The organism is Desulfovibrio sp. UIB00, from assembly GCF_022508225.1.
GTDB lineage: Bacteria > Desulfobacterota > Desulfovibrionia > Desulfovibrionales > Desulfovibrionaceae > Desulfovibrio.
In genome coordinates, this window is record NZ_JAETXJ010000009.1 from 79,651 (window position 1) to 96,918 (window position 17,268).

At 56.3% G+C, this 17,268-nt stretch carries 9 protein-coding genes, 1 pseudogene and 1 CRISPR repeat array; all 10 genes and pseudogenes read left to right on the plus strand.

What is annotated here, in order from left to right:
- The first annotated feature begins 131 nt into the window (after window positions 1-131).
- The 10 genes and pseudogenes from cas3 (at window position 132) to JMF94_RS13245 (ending at window position 17,266) form a co-directional block, all read left to right on the plus strand.
- A complete protein-coding gene (gene cas3, locus JMF94_RS13200) occupies window positions 132-2,540 on the plus strand; it encodes a CRISPR-associated helicase Cas3' (RefSeq protein WP_240825648.1) in 2,409 nt (802 codons plus the stop codon).
- Window positions 2,541-2,552: 12 nt separating this feature from the next.
- Window positions 2,553-3,344 carry a type I-C CRISPR-associated protein Cas5c gene (gene cas5c, locus JMF94_RS13205; RefSeq protein WP_240825649.1) on the plus strand — a complete coding sequence of 264 codons (792 nt, stop codon included), beginning with the start codon at window positions 2,553-2,555 and terminating at the stop codon, window positions 3,342-3,344.
- Window positions 3,345-3,349: 5 nt separating this feature from the next.
- Window positions 3,350-5,368, plus strand: a complete 2,019-nt coding sequence (cas8c, locus tag JMF94_RS13210) for a type I-C CRISPR-associated protein Cas8c/Csd1 (RefSeq protein WP_240825699.1) — start codon at window positions 3,350-3,352, stop codon at window positions 5,366-5,368.
- Between the two features lies 1 nt (window position 5,369).
- Window positions 5,370-6,221 (plus strand): type I-C CRISPR-associated protein Cas7/Csd2, encoded by an 852-nt coding sequence (cas7c, locus tag JMF94_RS13215; RefSeq protein WP_240825650.1) that lies wholly within the window; start codon window positions 5,370-5,372, stop codon window positions 6,219-6,221.
- Window positions 6,221-6,547: pseudogene (gene cas4 / locus JMF94_RS13220) on the plus strand (CRISPR-associated protein Cas4); the annotation flags it as partial. The gene cas7c and the pseudogene cas4, both read left to right, overlap by 1 nt.
- 28 nt (window positions 6,548-6,575) lie before the next feature.
- Window positions 6,576-8,324: direct repeats of the CRISPR family, unit length 32 nt; unit sequence GTCGCTCCCCGTGCGGGAGCGTGGATTGAAGC.
- 389 nt (window positions 8,325-8,713) lie between these two features.
- On the plus strand, window positions 8,714-10,819 hold the full coding sequence (locus tag JMF94_RS13225; RefSeq protein WP_240825652.1) for a methyl-accepting chemotaxis protein: 2,106 nt from the start codon (window positions 8,714-8,716) through the stop codon (window positions 10,817-10,819).
- A 312-nt stretch (window positions 10,820-11,131) separates the two neighbouring features.
- Complete coding sequence (locus JMF94_RS13230; protein ID WP_240825654.1) at window positions 11,132-12,511, plus strand: FAD-binding oxidoreductase; 1,380 nt, start codon at window positions 11,132-11,134, stop codon at window positions 12,509-12,511.
- A 1-nt stretch (window position 12,512) separates the two neighbouring features.
- Window positions 12,513-13,664, plus strand: coding sequence for a (Fe-S)-binding protein (locus JMF94_RS13235; protein WP_240825656.1), 1,152 nt, complete (start codon window positions 12,513-12,515; stop codon window positions 13,662-13,664).
- Window positions 13,665-13,917: 253 nt separating this feature from the next.
- A complete protein-coding gene (locus JMF94_RS13240; RefSeq protein WP_240825658.1) occupies window positions 13,918-15,045 on the plus strand; it encodes a transglutaminase-like cysteine peptidase in 1,128 nt (375 codons plus the stop codon).
- A 100-nt stretch (window positions 15,046-15,145) separates the two neighbouring features.
- The gene (locus JMF94_RS13245; RefSeq protein WP_240825660.1) at window positions 15,146-17,266 is read left to right on the plus strand and encodes an HD domain-containing phosphohydrolase; all 2,121 of its coding nucleotides are present in this window, start codon (window positions 15,146-15,148) and stop codon (window positions 17,264-17,266) included.
- Window positions 17,267-17,268 lie beyond the last annotated feature (2 nt).

The following is a 17,268-nucleotide window of genomic DNA, read 5'->3' on the forward strand; positions in this document are numbered from 1 at the left end:
TAAATTTTTAGAGAATTCCTTGGATTTTGACCTAGAGGGCCATTATGTCAAACCTGCCTGATAGCTGCGTGGCTCATGTCTATTGCCCCGAGAATGGGGCACCTTTCCGCGCACAGCCTCTTTCTGAACATTTGCGCAACGTCGCTGACCTGGCATCATCAGCGGCAGCCAAGGTCGGCTTGCCCCTGACAGGTCATCTGGTTGGCCTGCTGCATGATTTTGGCAAGTATTCAAAAGAATTCCAGAATTATATTCTTTCCGCTGCTGGCTGCATTACTCCTGGTGAGCCGGGCTACACCGATCCCATAACTTGCAAAGGGAAGATCAATCATGCTTTTGCTGGAGGGCAGCACCTATGGGAGCGCCTGCAAGGCAATGATTTGAAAAAAGCGATTGCCCGGATGCTTGCACTGTGCATTCTGTCCCACCATTCAGGGCTAAAAGATTGCATATCCCCGGACGGCAAGGATGCATTTACACAGAATTACATGGCCCGTCCGGAGGAAAAAACGCACCGTGACCAGTGCGTTGAGCGCTGCGATCAAGCATTCCTTGAAGAAATAGAAAATGAAATCTCGAATGCACTTTTATTGGAAGTGCGAGCAGTTATGATGAAGCTGCGTGAGCGAGTCATGAACAAGCAGCCAGCAAGTGCGGATATCAATGACCAACGGGATTGCGCAAACAGTCGTGATTTTCAGCTTGGATTGCTGGCGCGTTTTTTATTCAGTTGCCTGATTGATGCGGATCGTACTGACAGTGCAGATTTTGAAGATCAAAAAGGGGCGGAAATTCGGCGCAGCGGGGTCAGGCGTCCTTGGGATGCTCTGGTGCAGCGTTTTGAAGCAGCCTTGGCCCAAAAGACCCCGCAACACGCCATCGACCATATCCGGGGCGATATTTCTGCCCATTGCGCCCATCGTGCCCAGGATGCGCCGGGAATGTTCACTCTCACTGTGCCCACTGGCGGGGGCAAGACGCTGGCCAGCCTTCGTTTTGCCCTGCTGCACGCGCAAAAGCACCAGATGGACAGAGTCATCTATGTTATTCCTTATACATCCATTATTGACCAAAACGCCGATGTAGCCCGAAAAATTCTTGAGCAGGGTGAGGCCCCTGGATCCATAGTGCTTGAGCATCATTCCAGTTTTATGCCCAATGAAGATTCTAACGCTGAAGAAGTCGCCAGCCGGTGGGAAAAACTGTCTGAAAATTGGGATGCCCCCGTGATCTTCACCACCATGGTGCAGTTTCTTGAGAGCCTGTTTGGCGCAGGCACAAGCTCCGCCCGCCGCATGCATAATCTTGCACGTAGCGTGATAGTGTTTGATGAAGTGCAGACTGTCCCTGTGCGCTGCTTGCGTATGTTTTGCAACGCTGTGGATTTTTTGACCGGGCAATGTGGTTCTACCGCAGTGCTTTGCACTGCCACGCAGCCGAGGCTGGGCAATCTGCCGCATCCGCTGCGTGGCAGCCTTGATATACAGCCCGGCATGGAAATCGTGCCAAAGGTGCCAGACCTGTTCACACGCCTCAAGCGCACGACATTTTTTGACCACTGCCATACCGCCATGGGGGCAGAAGATGTGGCCGCGCTGGCGCAAGAAGAGCAACAATCCCACGGCTCATGCCTGGTGGTTTGCAATACCAAGCGAATGGCAGAAAAGATTTATGCGCTTTGCGCCAAACAGGAAGTTATAAACTTCTACTACCTTAGCACCAACCTCTGCCCGGCGCACCGCATGGAAAAGCTTGAAGCCATGCGAGCCGATTTGAAAAACGGGCGTCCTGTGCTTTGCGTAAGCACGCAACTCATTGAGTGTGGCGTGGATATCAGTTTTCGATCTGTTATTCGCATGGCCGCTGGTCTGGATTCCATCCTTCAGGCGGCAGGGCGCTGCAACCGACATGGGGAAAATGAGCCGGGCAGGGTGCATGTGGTACTGGTGAAGGCAGATGCAGAAAATCTGGACTGGCTGAAAGACATTAAAGATGGTCGGGATATCTTTCTTGATACAGTGCGCCTAAAGTATGCACAAGAACTTCTGGAATCTGGCTACGATTTCACCATGCCGCAGCTGGTTGCAACATATTTTGACCATTATTTTCATCGTAAGGGCGCCGTGCTTTCTTATGCGGCAGGCGATAATAATTCTTTGCTTGATATGCTGGGCAGTAATCAAGGTGCTGGCAATAAGAATCCATTCCCCATATTGGGGCAATCATTCAGCGCCGCAGCAAAAATTTTCAGGTCTATCGACTCAGCATCAAAAAGTATTTTGGTGCCTTATAAAGATGGAGAGGGCATCATTGCCGCACTTTGTTCATCAGATTTGCTGTATAAAAAATATGAGCTTTTACGTAAGGCTCAGCGTTTTTCCGTAAACATTTTTCCACATACAGAACGCGATCTTATACAGAAAAATGCCTTGTATCCCATTCAGGATAGTGGCATGTTTGCTCTGAGACCCAACTTTTACTGCAATGAACAGGGCGTTAGCGCGCAATCAGAGCAAAAACTGCGTCTTTGTAATTACTGATAGGAGGATTGAGTGAATAACGACATATCCTTTACTGTTTATGGGCGTTATGCCCTGTTTTCTGATCCTGTAACTCGAGTCGGCGGCGAAAAATGTTCTTACCATATTCCCACCTACGAGGCCCTCAAGGGAATAGTTAAATCTATATATTGGAAGCCTACGCTGATTTGGGTGATTGACAAGGTACGCATTCTGCGTCCCTTTCGCACGCAAACCAAGGGCGTAAAACCAATCAGGCCCACCAAAGGCAGTAATGATCTTTCCATCTATACCTATCTGGCTGATGTTGCCTATCAGGTAAAGGCCCGTTTTGTATGGAACGAGCACAGGCCGGAACTGAAGCAAGACCGGATTGAAGGCAAGCACTACGAAATAACCAAGCGTATGCTGGCGCGCGGTGGCCGACAGGATATCTTTTTGGGTACGCGCGACTGTCAGGGGTATGTGGAACCTTGCAGGTTTGGCGAAGGCCCCGGTGCGTATGATGACCTGGAAGAGTTGGCCTTTGGCCTCATGTTTCACGGGTTTGATTATCCTGATGAAACCGGAAACTCCAGTTTTGGCGCACGGTTCTGGAAGCCTGTAATGCGCAAGGGGATAATTGAATTCCCTTCGCCGGATGATGCCTCCCTTTTGCGCAAAGAAATCCGCCCCATGAAGCCCAAGGCGTTCCACCCCGGCAAAAACTACGCTGGTTGTGATGAAGAGGCGCTATCCCTCCTTTTGCAGGAGCCAGAAACCGTGGCATATCCTGATGTCCGCAGCCTGCTTTCTGACGGCGGCCCGCAAGGGGGTACGCTGTGAGCTGGATGCAAAAGCTTTTTGAAACGTATGAAGCCTGCTCCCAAAATCCCGCCTTTGTGGACCCGCCACAGGCGGAGAATGGCGGCAAAGAAGCCCCTGCGCTTATGCCCGTGAGCCATACCAGCCAACAGGCACATATTCATGTCGTCATTGACGGGGCTGGAAATTTTGTGAGGGCAGAGCTGCTGCCGTTGAAAATGCAGTTTATTATCCCGGCAACCGAGGATTCCGCAGGTCGTACCAGCGGAGATTCCCCGCATCCTCTGGATGATAAAATTCATTATTGCGCCAAAGACTACTCTGGCGGCAAAAAGAATCTTTATAGCTTGTATGCCGCTCAGTTGCAGGCATGGTGCGATTCTCCCCACAGTCATCCAAAGGCCAAGGCTGTATATGCCTATGTTTCGCAGGGGCATCTGGTGAATGATCTGCTGAAATGTGGAATTTTGCGCGGCGAATCAGCCAGCTCCTTGCAGACGGAACCAACCGAGGCAGACAAAGAGAGCGGCGCAGACAGCATCTTTAACAGATTGCAGCCCAAAAAAATTGGCAACGCCACGGTGCGCGACCAGGGGGACGCCCTGGTGGTATGGAGCGTGGTAAACCTGCCTGATGACATGGAACCGCGCACATGGAAGGACACCAGCCTGCAACAGGCATGGATGGCCTACGATGCATCCATGATGGAGCAAAAAGGCCTTTGCATGGTGCAAGGGGTGGAATGCGCTGTTGCCGCAAAGCATCCGCGCAATATCCGCCGCCCCGGTGATGGTGCGAAGCTTATTTCCTCCAATGATTCCGCAAATTTTACCTACCGTGGGCGCTTTCTGGAGCCGGAGCAGGCCTGCACCGTTGGCTATGAGGTGAGTCACAAGGCGCATAATGCGTTGCGCTGGCTCATAGCGCGGCAAGGCTACCGCAACGGGGATCAGGCTGTTGTGGCCTGGGCTGTGAGCGGCGCGCCTGTGCCTAATCCTTGTGAAGATTTGTTTGATCTGAGCGCCGCCGACTTCTTGCTTGATGACGCGCCTGAGGTGCAGGCAGAGAAGGACGCCGCCCAGCCTCCTTTTGTTCCTCCCGTAAATATGGGGCTGGCCTTTGCAAAAAGGCTGAACAAAGCCCTCGTGGGATACAAGGCTGATCTCAAGGAAACTGACGGCATCGCCATCATGGCTATGGATGCGGCCAGCCCTGGTCGGCTTTCTGTTACGTTCTATCGCGAGCAGATGCTTAAGGATTACCTGTACAATCTGGAAAGATGGCAGGAAGAATGCGCATGGGTCTTGCCTGTGCGCATAGAAGATGCGCGCGAAGGCCAGAGCAAACCCAAAACGCGCACTGTTTACGCGCCCCTTGCCCCCACGCCAGAAACCATTGCCCGCGTTGCATACGGCAGGCGTATTGACGACAAGCTGCTCAAGGCAACTGTAGAGCGGTTGTTGCCATGCGTTGTTGATAGGGCAGCTTTGCCGCGCGATATTGTTGAGAGCTGCGTGCGCCGAGCCTGCAATCGCGCGGCGCATGAGGCATGGGAGTGGGCTGAAGTGTTGGGCGTTGCCTGCGCCATGTACAGGGGCTATTTCGCCAGACACATAAAAGAAGGGGAATACAGCATGGCACTTGATGAAACGCGTAACTCCCGTGACTACCTCTTTGGGCGGCTTCTGGCGGTTGCGGAATATATTGAACGTTCCGCTTTGAATTGCGCGGGAGAAAAACGTCCCACCAATGCCGAGCGGTTGATGCAGCGCTTTGCCGACCATCCTTTTGCCACATGGAAACAGCTTGAGCTTCAGTTGCAGCCGTATATACAGCGGCTGAAGAGCAGTTCCCATGCCGGGCTGCTTAAACGGCCCCAAAAGGCCTGGAAAGAAATTTACGATAAATTTGACCCCGAAGAATTCACTTCTTCAAACAAGCTCAGTGGCGAATTTCTGCTGGGCTACCATTGTCAGATGTCAGCCTTGTACGCCACGGCTGATAAAGAAAGCACCACTGAAGCCAATGACCAGCAAGGAGCGTAACATGAGTCTGCAACACAAGATCGACTTCGCCGTTATTCTCACCGTAGATCACGCCAACCCTAACGGCGATCCGCTCAACGGCAACCGTCCCCGTACCGATTATGATGGCTATGGGGAAATCAGCGATGTTTGCCTTAAGCGCAAGATCCGTGATCGGCTCATGGAGCAGAAGGGGACGCAAGTTTTTGTGCAGTCGGACGACCGCAAGCTGGACAACATGGCCTCGCTCAAGGAAAGGGCCGAATCTGCGGAGCACGGCCTTGGCAAGGATGCTTTTAATCCCAAAAAATGCAGCAAGGAAGAAACCGCCCGAAAGGCTTGCGCCAAGTGGTTTGATGTGCGCGCTTTTGGGCAGCTTTTTGCTTTTGGCAAAGATGGCGATGCAGCGGGGGTTTCCATTGCTGTGCGCGGCCCGGTGAGCATTCACTCGGCCTTCAGCGTGGAGCCTGTCAGCGTTGCAAGTATTCAGATCACCAAAAGCGTCAGCGGCGAGGGCGATGGCAGCAAGCGCGGTTCGGACACCATGGGCATGAAGCACCGCGTGGATAAAGGCGTGTATGTTTTTTACGGCAGTATGAATCCGCAGCTTGCCGAACGCACCGGCTTTAGCGATGAAGACGCCGCCGTGCTCAAGGCCATCCTGCCCAGGCTGTTTGAAAATGACGCTTCGTCTGCCCGTCCGGAGGGCAGCATGGCAGTCAATCAGGTGTTCTGGTGGCAACACAACTGCGCTTCCGGGCAGTATTCATCCGCAAAAGTGCATAAAAGCCTCACGGTTAACCCCGATGGCAGCTATACGCTCAACGGCGAGGCAACTCCGGGGTTGAAGGCTGAAACCATTTCAGGTTTTTAATGCACCCCCAAGCCGATTCCATCCCCATATCGGCTTTGCAGCACTATCTGTTCTGCCCCCGGCAGTGTGCGCTCATCCATCTGGAACAGCTCTGGACGGAAAACGTGTACACTGCCGAGGGCCGTCTGCTGCACGAAAAAGCCCACAGCAACGCATCTGAAAGTCGCGGCGACTGCAAAACTGTTTCAGGGCTGTTGCTCTGTTCGCGCGCTCTTGGCCTGACAGGGCAGGCAGACGTTGTGGAGTTTCATCGGCACGGCAATGTCTGGCAGCCGTATCCTGTCGAATACAAGCGGGGCCGTCCCAAAAGCATGGCGGCAGACCGCATTCAGCTTAAACTGGATCGGGAGGATGGTCGCTCCCCGTGCGGGAGCGTGGATTGAAGCTTGAGTGACGAAGGCGCGGCCATGGGCGGATCAACGTCGCTCCCCGTGCGGGAGCGTGGATTGAAGCAGGGCTGAGCATGTCAAGGATAATAGGGTTGCTGGTCGCTCCCCGTGCGGGAGCGTGGATTGAAGCCGCGTGCGATTCCGGTCATAAACGGCGGCGGCTTGTCGCTCCCCGTGCGGGAGCGTGGATTGAAGCAAACCACGCCTGGGCTTCATCGCGCAGGCCTTCTGTCGCTCCCCGTGCGGGAGCGTGGATTGAAGCCCTTTCCACCATGAACGGCGGCGGCATCATTGAAGGTCGCTCCCCGTGCGGGAGCGTGGATTGAAGCGCCCCACATTTCGGCGCGCTTGTTCAGATAGCCGGTCGCTCCCCGTGCGGGAGCGTGGATTGAAGCAATACTACATCTGGTGAATTTCTTGGGGTACTTCGTCGCTCCCCGTGCGGGAGCGTGGATTGAAGCGCACACCAAGCAGGGCCATGCGCCGCCGCCGCTGTCGCTCCCCGTGCGGGAGCGTGGATTGAAGCCACCTCTGTGAGCGCGGTATCCGGGCTATCGCAAGTCGCTCCCCGTGCGGGAGCGTGGATTGAAGCTTTCCCTCGCCCTTGCCTGCCTGCTGATCCTCACGTCGCTCCCCGTGCGGGAGCGTGGATTGAAGCCACTTCGCACTCCACCTTGATGCGCCGCCAGCGGTGTCGCTCCCCGTGCGGGAGCGTGGATTGAAGCCTGCATCTGGTTTGGCGTGAGGTCGCTGAATTTGTCGCTCCCCGTGCGGGAGCGTGGATTGAAGCCTTGCCCGCATAATCCACCCAACAACCTTGTAGGTCGCTCCCCGTGCGGGAGCGTGGATTGAAGCTTGTCGCGTGGGCGTATCCAGTGGGCGCGGGTGAGTCGCTCCCCGTGCGGGAGCGTGGATTGAAGCACCGACCTGGTGGAGGACGGGGCCGTTGGCAACAAGTCGCTCCCCGTGCGGGAGCGTGGATTGAAGCATCACTGCGGATAACGGACGCGGGTACTCCTGTGTCGCTCCCCGTGCGGGAGCGTGGATTGAAGCTTCCAGCTCGTCCATTGCATCGTCGCTAATGTGGGTCGCTCCCCGTGCGGGAGCGTGGATTGAAGCTGTATTTGCGGTCACATGCATATACAGAACTCCAGGTCGCTCCCCGTGCGGGAGCGTGGATTGAAGCAATCCACACCCTTGCGGGTGACGTGTAGAGCATGGTCGCTCCCCGTGCGGGAGCGTGGATTGAAGCATACTGTCGAGGGTTGCTGCCAGGGCAGTCATGGGTCGCTCCCCGTGCGGGAGCGTGGATTGAAGCGTCTTGCTCGAAAATGGGCCGCTGCTTGGCTTCGGTCGCTCCCCGTGCGGGAGCGTGGATTGAAGCAGAAAATCGTACTGCCCGCCACGGCTATCCAGTGTCGCTCCGCGTGCGGGAGCGTGGATTGAAGCAAGCGAAGATCGGGGATGAGGTTGGTTTAACGCAGTCGCTCCCCGTGCGGGAGCGTGGATTGAAGCCCGCCCCAGCCAAACATACTGCAAGAGGCAAAGCGTCGCTCCCCGTGCGGGAGCGTGGATTGAAGTACGCAGTTTGCCGTCTGTATGCTCCTTGAGCCACGTCGCTCCCCGCGCGGGAACGTGGATTGAAGCTTGTGAGCATTGCCGCGCACCTTGCCGTTGCCGGCGTCGCTCCCCGTGCGGGAGCGACGGTTGGGGGATTTATATTATCATGGTCATAACCAAAACATGCCGCAGCAACTGGAACCTGCTGTTCTGATTTATCTATTGCTTAGTTTTAAAGATGTCTTGCGTAAAATATATAACCTGTTTTGCAGGTTAGTTATAAATATTGTGCTAATATTAATCAGATTTCTATTCCTTGATTTTTATCCCTGACGCCATAATCCTTTTTTGATGTCTTCCGATTAATACAGAATCGGCATCTCTGCATTTTGCCACCCTCAATATTCTCCATTGAAGGGGCTGATCTTGCAGGCAAAATTTTATATGAGCAAAAGTGTCCCAGAACTGTATGATGGCTGCAATAATAGCAACGTACCTTGCGGATACTGTAAGCAGAATTCTACACTTGCAAAAGGGCTTGTTATGAACAGATCCATATCGCTTAAGCTCATGCTTGGCATTGCGGCAATCATCATCATACCCATGGGCATACTGTTTGCCCTTACGTCGAGGGGCATTGCAACGCTTTCAGAAGAAAGCTTTGCCAAGTCCGCCATAGGCGAACTGCGGCAGGTCAGCAATGTTGTCACAGCCATGTTTGATGAATACAAGCTCAACGTTGGCATGCTGGCTGTTGATCCCCTTATGGCGCAATTGCCGCAGATGACCACAAGCCACGTAACAGCGACGGAACCCACTCCATCAAGTGCTGCTGCGGACGATACCGCTGGCAAGGCGCTGGATGCCCTGTTCCGTCTGTATCGGGAATCGCACCCCTCATATACCAATGTTTATGCGGGTAACATGGAAGGCGCTTTTGTGCTCAACAGCCCCGTAGTCGGTAAAACCCAGCCCGGTGGTTACGATCCGCGCAAACGCCCATGGTGGGGCATGGCCGTGTCTGACCCATCCAAGAACTACATCACCAGCGCCTACAGAAGCACCGATGGTCAGCCAATGGTCAGCGCCTGTCGCGCCGTACGCGACAGCAGCGGCAAAGTTACCGGCGTCGCGGCCATAGATATTACGCTGGGCACCCTCACAGACCTCATTAAAAACGTGCATATTGGCCGCACGGGCTTTGTCATTCTGGTGCAGGATGACGGGGTGGTTATTTCCGACCCCAAAACGCCGCAGCACAATTTTCAGAAAATAGACGGCATCGGCAACGATGCTCTGGCTGCGCTGTTCAAATCCGGCTCAGCCACGGGCGAGGCCGCCATCAGCGGCAAGCAGTATGAAGCTGTGGTGTACAACTCGCCGGAGCTTAAGTGGAAGTTTATCGGCCTCATTGAAAAAAGCGAACTCATGGAGCCTGTCAACGCCGCCTTGTGGCAGTTTGCCACCGGCATGCTGGCAAGCCTCATAGGCATTTGCATCGGTATCTGGGTGCTGGCAGGGCGGCTTATCATTACACCTTTGAAGACCGTGGGCGTGTTTCTCAAGGATATTTCCGCTGGTGTGTATGGCAGCCTCGTCAACCGCCGCGTTGACGAAATGGGCGTGATTTTTGAGTCCCTTAATTCCATGAGCGCCACCCTTAAATCCAATATTTCGGAGATTGAAGCCAAAACTGTTGAAGCACAGCAACAGGCCGCAGCAGCAAATGACGCCACGCGAGAGGCCGAGGCCGCCCGCCTGCACGCCGAACGCGCCAAGGCCGAAGGCATGCTTGAAGCAGCGCGCCAGCTCGAACATATGGTGCAGATGCTCCACCAGGAAGTGAGCACTCTTTCGAGCAGTTCAGAAGACATCCGCGAGGCCACGCTCGTGCAGCGGCAGCGCATCCACGAAACAGCCACGGCCATGGAAGAAATGAATTCCACCGTGCTTGAGGTTGCCAAAAACGCCTCGCATGCCGCCGCTCAGGGCACGGATGCGAGAGACAAGGCCAATCAGGGCGCAGAGGTCGTGGGGCGGTCGCTTGAGGCCATGCGCGCCTCGGAGCAGAAGGCTCTTGAACTGCGCGAAGCCATGGGTAATCTGGATAAACAGGCCCACGGCATCGGCGCAATCATGACGACCATTGAAGACATAGCCGATCAAACAAACCTGCTGGCCCTGAACGCGGCCATTGAGGCCGCCCGCGCTGGCGAGGCGGGCAGAGGCTTTGCAGTTGTGGCCGATGAAGTGCGCAAACTGGCGGAAAAGACCATGCATGCCACCAAGGAAGTGAGCGACTCCATCCTCTCCATCCAGCGGGTAGCCGGAATCAACGTGCAGTCTGTGGAAGAAGCCGTGCAGGGGCTTGACCATGCCTCATCGCTGGCGGGCGAATCCGGCGCGGCGCTGGGCGACATTGTCACCAGTACAAACCAGTCGGCAGGGCAGATTCAGTCCATTGCCACTGCGGCAGAGCAGCAGGCTGCCACATCTGAAGAAATCAACAAGTCCATTGACGAAATCAACGCCATCGCCGGGCAGACGGACGAGCGCGCCGAAGCCTCGCTCCAGGCCACCCGGCGGCTGGAAGATCTGGCTCTGTCGCTTTCTGGTCTTATCAAGGAGCTGAAAGACCAGTCGGCATAGTCTGTCAGTGTTCAATCGCCAGAAAAGGACAACGGCAACCGTTCTGCGGTTGCCGTTTTTCGTGCGGGAGTGACATCATTTTCGTCCTGCGCTATGTTGTCGCAACTGGTCAACGTCTGAGAATTTGCCGCCAATGGCCCGTAATCAGAGGCTTTTCTGCTGCCCGTTGGCTCATCCTCCACAGTGGCGCTGCATGGCAGATTGCGCCCTGTGCGGCAGGCGGGGGCATGCAGAGCAGGTTTTTTGTGTATCCCTTTCGGCAGCCCGCCGAATGAATATTACTGCGCAGCAATAACCGCACTGGAGTATGACATGACAGGGGAGTTTTTGACCTCGCTCACCCCTGAGCACAAGAAATTTCTTGTGGATCTGTTTGAGGACGGCGTGTCCTTTGACCCCAAGGTGCTGCGCGTTTACGCATCGGATGCCAGCCTGCTCACGGGTACGGTGCTGGCCATGGTTCGGCCCGAGAGCGCCGGGCAACTGTGCAAATTTATGCGATGGGCAGATGCGGAGCATGTGGCAGTGCATCCGCGCGGGCGCGGCACCAGCCTTTCCGGTGGGTGCGTGCCCACGGTTCCCGGCATTGTTGTTTCCATGCTTGGCATGGATAAAATAATCGAGATCAATAAAGAAGATTTTGTTGCCGTAGTGGAGCCGGGCGTTAATACGGCTCTGCTTCAGGCAGAGTGCGAAAAGCTGGGCATGTTTTACCCGCCGGATCCGGCCAGCGGCAAGGCAACCAGCGTTGGCGGCAATGTCATTACCTGCGCCGGGGGCCTGCGCGCCGTAAAATACGGCGTCACCCGCGATTACGTGCTTGGGCTGGAGGCCGTGTTGCCCGGCGGCGAACTGGTGAAGTTCGGGGGCCGCGCCCATAAGGATGTCATAGGCCTTGACCTTGGGCGGCTCTTTGTGGGCAGCGAGGGCACCCTTGGCATTGTGACCAAGCTTATTCTCAAACTTTTGCCTCGGCCCGAGGCCTCGGCATCTGTGCTTGTGGGTTATCCTTCGCTGGATGCGGCCCTGGCCTCCATGAGCAAGGTTTTTGCCGCTGGTATCCTGCCCTGCGCCGTGGAATTCATGAATGAAACCGTGCTGGAAATCCTTGCCAAAACCGGTGATGTGCCGTGGCCGGACAGCGTCAAATCACTGCTGCTGTTTCAGGTGGACGGCAGCAAGGAGACTGTGCCGCTGGAGAATGCCCGCCTCGCCAAACAGCTTGACGACGCCCTGTGGCGCATGGAAGGCGTGGGCAAGCAAGAGGAAGACAAGCTGTGGGCCTATAGGCGCAGGGTTTCAGCGGCCTCCTATGTGCTCGGGCCAGACCGTATCGGCGGCGACATGGCCGTGCCGCGCGGCTCCATTCTCAAGGCCGTGCGTAAATTTGAAGAAATTGCCGCCAGCAACGGCAAGCGCCTTATCGCCTTTGGGCATGCGGGCGACGGCAACATCCACGCCAATCTGCATTACGATGTCTCTGACGCTGACGATGCCCGCCGCACACTGAAAACCCATCATGAGCTGGATGCGGCAGCGCTTGAGTGTGGCGGCAGTCTTTCTGGCGAGCACGGCGGCGGATGCCTGAAAGAAGTTGGCAAGCAGCTCGGGCAGAAGGAACATGCCCTCATGCTGCGTCTGCGCCGTGTCTTTGATCCCAACCGCATTCTCAATCCCGGCAAGGGGTACTGAAATGAAACGCGGCTGTACACAATGCGGTGAATGCCTGAATGTCTGCCCTGTGTACGCGCTCTTCAAGCGCGAGGAATACGCGCCCAAGGGCAAGCGCCTGCTTCTGGAGCAGATTGATCCCGAATTCGGCGGCAGCCCGGATTCCCCCCTGCCCTGGGAGGATATCCGCGAACTGGCCCGTCTCTGCGCCGGGTGCGAGCGGTGCCAGCAGGCCTGCGCGCGCAAGCTTTCTACCAGCGATCTGCTGGCCGAGGCACGGGCACGTAATCCTCACTGGACGCAAACGCTCTGGGACATGTGGATTCGCCGCGCAGGCCCACTGTGGCCCATGGCGGGCAAAATTGCCATGCTTGCGCCAGATTTCGTTATTCCCGGCGTGTTGCGGTCTTCTGTGGAAACCGCCCGAGCGCTGGTTGATCTGGAGCCTTGCGAACCGTGGCTGACCCTGCGCCCCCGCAAAAAGGTCAGCGGCGTCAAAGTCGCCCTGTTCAGCGGCTGCACGGCAAAAAATGCGCGTCCCCACTGGATATCCAATGCCCGGCAACTGCTGGCAGGCTGGGGATACGACCTTGTGGACATTGCGGATTTTGCCTGCTGCGGCGGCACGTTGCACCATGCCGGGCAGTTGGGGGCCCTGGCAGAAGTGCGCGAGCGCAACCTTGAGCTGTGGCGTAGGGCTGACAAACCACTAATGACGAGCTTTTGCGCCTCGTGCAAGCACAGCCTTGATGGCTACACCGCCGTTATGTCGGCGGAGGAGGGCAAGGAGTGGAAGCAGAAGTGCGTTGGGCTTTCCTCCCTGCTTGTGGGGCCGCAGATCAGCCCCACGGGAACGGCCCCGGCAGTGGTGGGTTATCATCAGCCTTGCCACTGGGGTTCTGATGATCCTGATTTGCCCCTGCTCACGGCGGGGCTGCCGGGCTTGAAAAAAGGCACTGGCCTGTGCTGCGGCATGGGCGGCATACTGAAAATGTCCAACCCCGATCTTTCAGCAGACATGGCGCGCAAATGCCTGAAAGGCTTTGCCCCTGAAATCCGGCACATTGTCACCGGGTGCAGCGGCTGCGTCATGCAGCTTTCGGCTACAGCGGGCAAGGATGTACAGGTGCGGCACTGGCTTGATGTGACAGCACTGGCAGATTCCCGCACTTAGGCGCATCCGCTCCCATACGGACTTGAAGCAGCGTTTGTGCAACTTTGCAGCTCTTGGGCGGGTATGGTTGCCCCTGCGGGTGTGGCCGCAATATTCTGCAATGGCTTATTGAGGAATGGTGCATGGTGTACGGTACGAGGTGGAACTTGGGCATAGCATGCCGAAAAATAAGCCGAAACACCTCTGACCACTGGACGCCCCATAAGCGGCAGTATAGTATGCCGCAACATGCACACCTGTAATCGGTGAGCCTATGCCCAAACTTCGATACTCCAAATTTGCTCTGGTCGCGGCCCTTTCCGGGGGCATGGCGGCCCTTTTGGCGTGTCTGCTGTTCTGGGCCTATGGCTGGAACCCCGCACTGGCAGGCTCGCTCAATCTGCAACCCCGCGCAGCCATTGGCAATGCCGAAGTTTCCGAGCCGCCTGCCGTGTCTTCCGCCGCTGCGGAAAATAATACAGCGCCCCCTGCTGCGACACCTGATCAGGCGAATACGGGGGCAGAACAGAACGGCAATACTGGGGAAAACGCTGCTTTGCCCCCTGCTGACAAGCAATCAGGGCAGGAATCAGGACAGCAGTCGGGGCTGCAATCGGGTCAGCAAACTGGCCCCCAGACAATCCAGCAGACCGGTGTTGATTCCAGCGTTCAGCCACAGACGGAGGCTGATAATGCAGATCAGCCCCCATCCCCGCATCCATCGCAATCAACTGAAAAGCCAGATCCTTCCGCAGCCGATGCCCCAGCAAAGAGCGCGGCACCGGATGCCGCAAAAGGCGCGGCGCAATCCGCAGCACAGCCCGCAGCACCTGCGCACGATTCCAAGGTGCAGCTTTTCGGCACTGTGGAGTTCAAACGGCCCTTATCCACTCTGCCGGGCTGGCTTGATCTGCTCAAGCGCAACCAGATGGATCCCATATTCATACCCGGCAAGGTGTTCAAAAAGGGCGTTACCTGGGACATGTTCAAGTCCAAAGCTCCGGTGAACAACAAGATGGAACTGCTGCGCTACGTAAATTCTTTCTGGAATACGTGGCCCTATGTGGAAGACATCGTCAACTGGCGGCAGGAAGACTATTGGGAAATTCCGGCGGAGTTTCTGAAAAAGTCTGGCGACTGCGAAGACTATTCCATTATCAAGTATTTTACTCTTAAGGAATTGGGCATTCCGCCCGAAAGCATGCGAGTTGTGGTTGTGCGCGACACAATCAGAAATTTTGCTCATGCTGTTCTGGTCGTATATCTGAACGACGATGCCTTTATTCTGGATAATCTCAGTAATTCAGTGCTTTCACACACCAAGGTGCGGCAGTACAGCCCGCAGTATTCGGTCAATGAATTCGGTCGGTGGGCCCATATGAAGGGCCGCAAGATAGACTAAAGCCGCCGCAGGCATGCGGCATGCAGCGCGCAGCCCACACCCTTGTGGGGTATTCACCGCAAACGGTACGTTAATGCGCAATGTACTATAGGATAAGCCTATGAAAACGCAGGAACTTAATGAGCAGTCCGTTGCTGGTCGCTATCGTCTGAAAAAAGCCGCCGTGGCTGCTGTCAGTCTGTCGCTTTTTGTTGTGGCGGCAGCTGTGGCCTACGGCCTCTGCACCTTGCAGCTCAAGAACGTTACGCAGGATATTCTGAATAACCAGCGTGAAATGCAGCAATCGTGGGTGGATAAATCGCTGGAATCCATCCGCGCATGGCATGCAACCGTTGTTGAGCAGGCGCGGCTTGTGAGCAGCGCGGAGATGTTCCGCCTGTTTGCCGTGGATGTGCGCAACCTTGGCTCCGATGGCGAGGCGCGCCTTTCTGCCCCTGATGCCATGGAAAACGGCGATGAATCGCTGCGTAATCTTGCCGAGCAGATGGGCTATATGCAGGATCTGCTGCGGGATTTTGCGCGCGGCAAAAACTGGGTTTCTGCACGGATTGTTTCGCCCAAGGGCAATCCCTTTGTGGTGAGCAAAGGGGATGCGCCCCTTGGCGAAGCCCAGGTGGCCCTTGTGACCAGCGCCGTTGACAGGAAAACTGTTGTTTTTGGCCCTGTGCGCGCTCTTGGCGACACAATGGTGATTGATCTGGCTGATCCCATGTACGAAGTGCTGGGCCGGGGCGAGAGCGCCCCCATTGCTGTGCTTTTTGCCACCATTCCTGTGGACAGGGTGCTGACGGCATTTCTTGCCCAGCGGCAAGATCAGTACGGCGGGCTGCTGCCGCGTATTTTGCAGGCCGTTGGCAACGGCACAGAGGCCGTGCTGCTGCGCGATGCCAAACCTGCGCTTGAGCCAGTGCAGCACTTGGCCCTGGCTGACGGCCTTGGTTTCAAGCGTCGGCAGGGGCTTGTGGGCGGCGGCGAGGCTTATTCCCTCGGCAGTTACATGAGCAGCATGGGCTGGCTTGTGACCATCGAGGCTCCGGCAGACATGGTTGATGCGCTGGTGGAAAGCCAGGCAAAGCAGATATACGGTCTGGGCATTCTTGGCAGTCTTGGCACGGCGCTTTTGCTGGCCTTTATCTGGGCTTCGCTGGTAAGTCGTTCGCACAGGGCCACTGCCCAGCATTTCAAGCATTTGTACACGCTTATCCGCCAGCAGAAGATCATGCTCGACAGCGTCAACGCCTCATTGCAGGCCGGGCTTATGCTCATGGACAAAAACGGCCGCTTGCAGATGTGCAACCCGGCCTTTTGCCAGATAGCGGACAAGGACGAGAAGTCCCTCAAGGGAACTCCCGTGGGTGAAGCCCTGCCGGAAGATGCCGCCCTTCGGCTCATGGAGGGCATGGCTCAGGTGAGCGCCAGCGGCAAGGAAGGCAGCATCGAGATTTCTGTTCCCCAGCCCGGGGATGTGCGCCTTTTCCGCGTGACCCTGTTTCCCTTTGAAGATCACGATAATTCAGGGGAAGAAGGCAAGGGCGGCTGCGTGGGCATTTTTCAGGATATTACGGAATTCCGCCGCCGTGCCGAGGCCGCGCGTGAACGTCAGGCCAACAGTATTGCCGCCCTTGTGAGGGCCATTGAAAGTGTGGACGTGAACCTCATCGGGCACTCCATGAAGATGGAGCATGTGGCGGAGCTGCTCTCCGGCGCTATGGGCCTGCCCGACAAGGACAGGGAAACCCTGCGGCTTGCGGCCCGCCTTTCGCAGGTGGGCAAGATCTTTGTGCCGCGCGAGCTGCTCACCAAGAAGGGCAAGCTTACCCCCGAGGAACAGGCCGAGGTTATGCGCGCGCCGGAGTATGCCTATGGCATCCTGCGCGACATGCAGTTCAACCTGCCAGTGCCGGACGCCGTCTTCCAGATGGGCGAACGCATGGACGGCTCGGGCCTGCCCCAGCATCTGGCCGGGGAGGCCATCAATCACAATGCGCGCATTCTGGCCGTGGTCAACGCTTTCTGCGCCATGGTCAGCCCACGTTCCTACCGCGCTGGCATGCAGCCCGAAGAAGCCGTTGCCCTGCTTATGAAGGACAAGGGCTTTGACAGCCAGATTGTGAGCGCTCTGGCCAATGTTGCCGCGGTAGATTTGCAGCAGGCCATTGCCACAGCCGATGCGGCCAGCAAAAAATCTGGTCCTGCCGCAGAATCTGCCGCAGCCGAATAGAG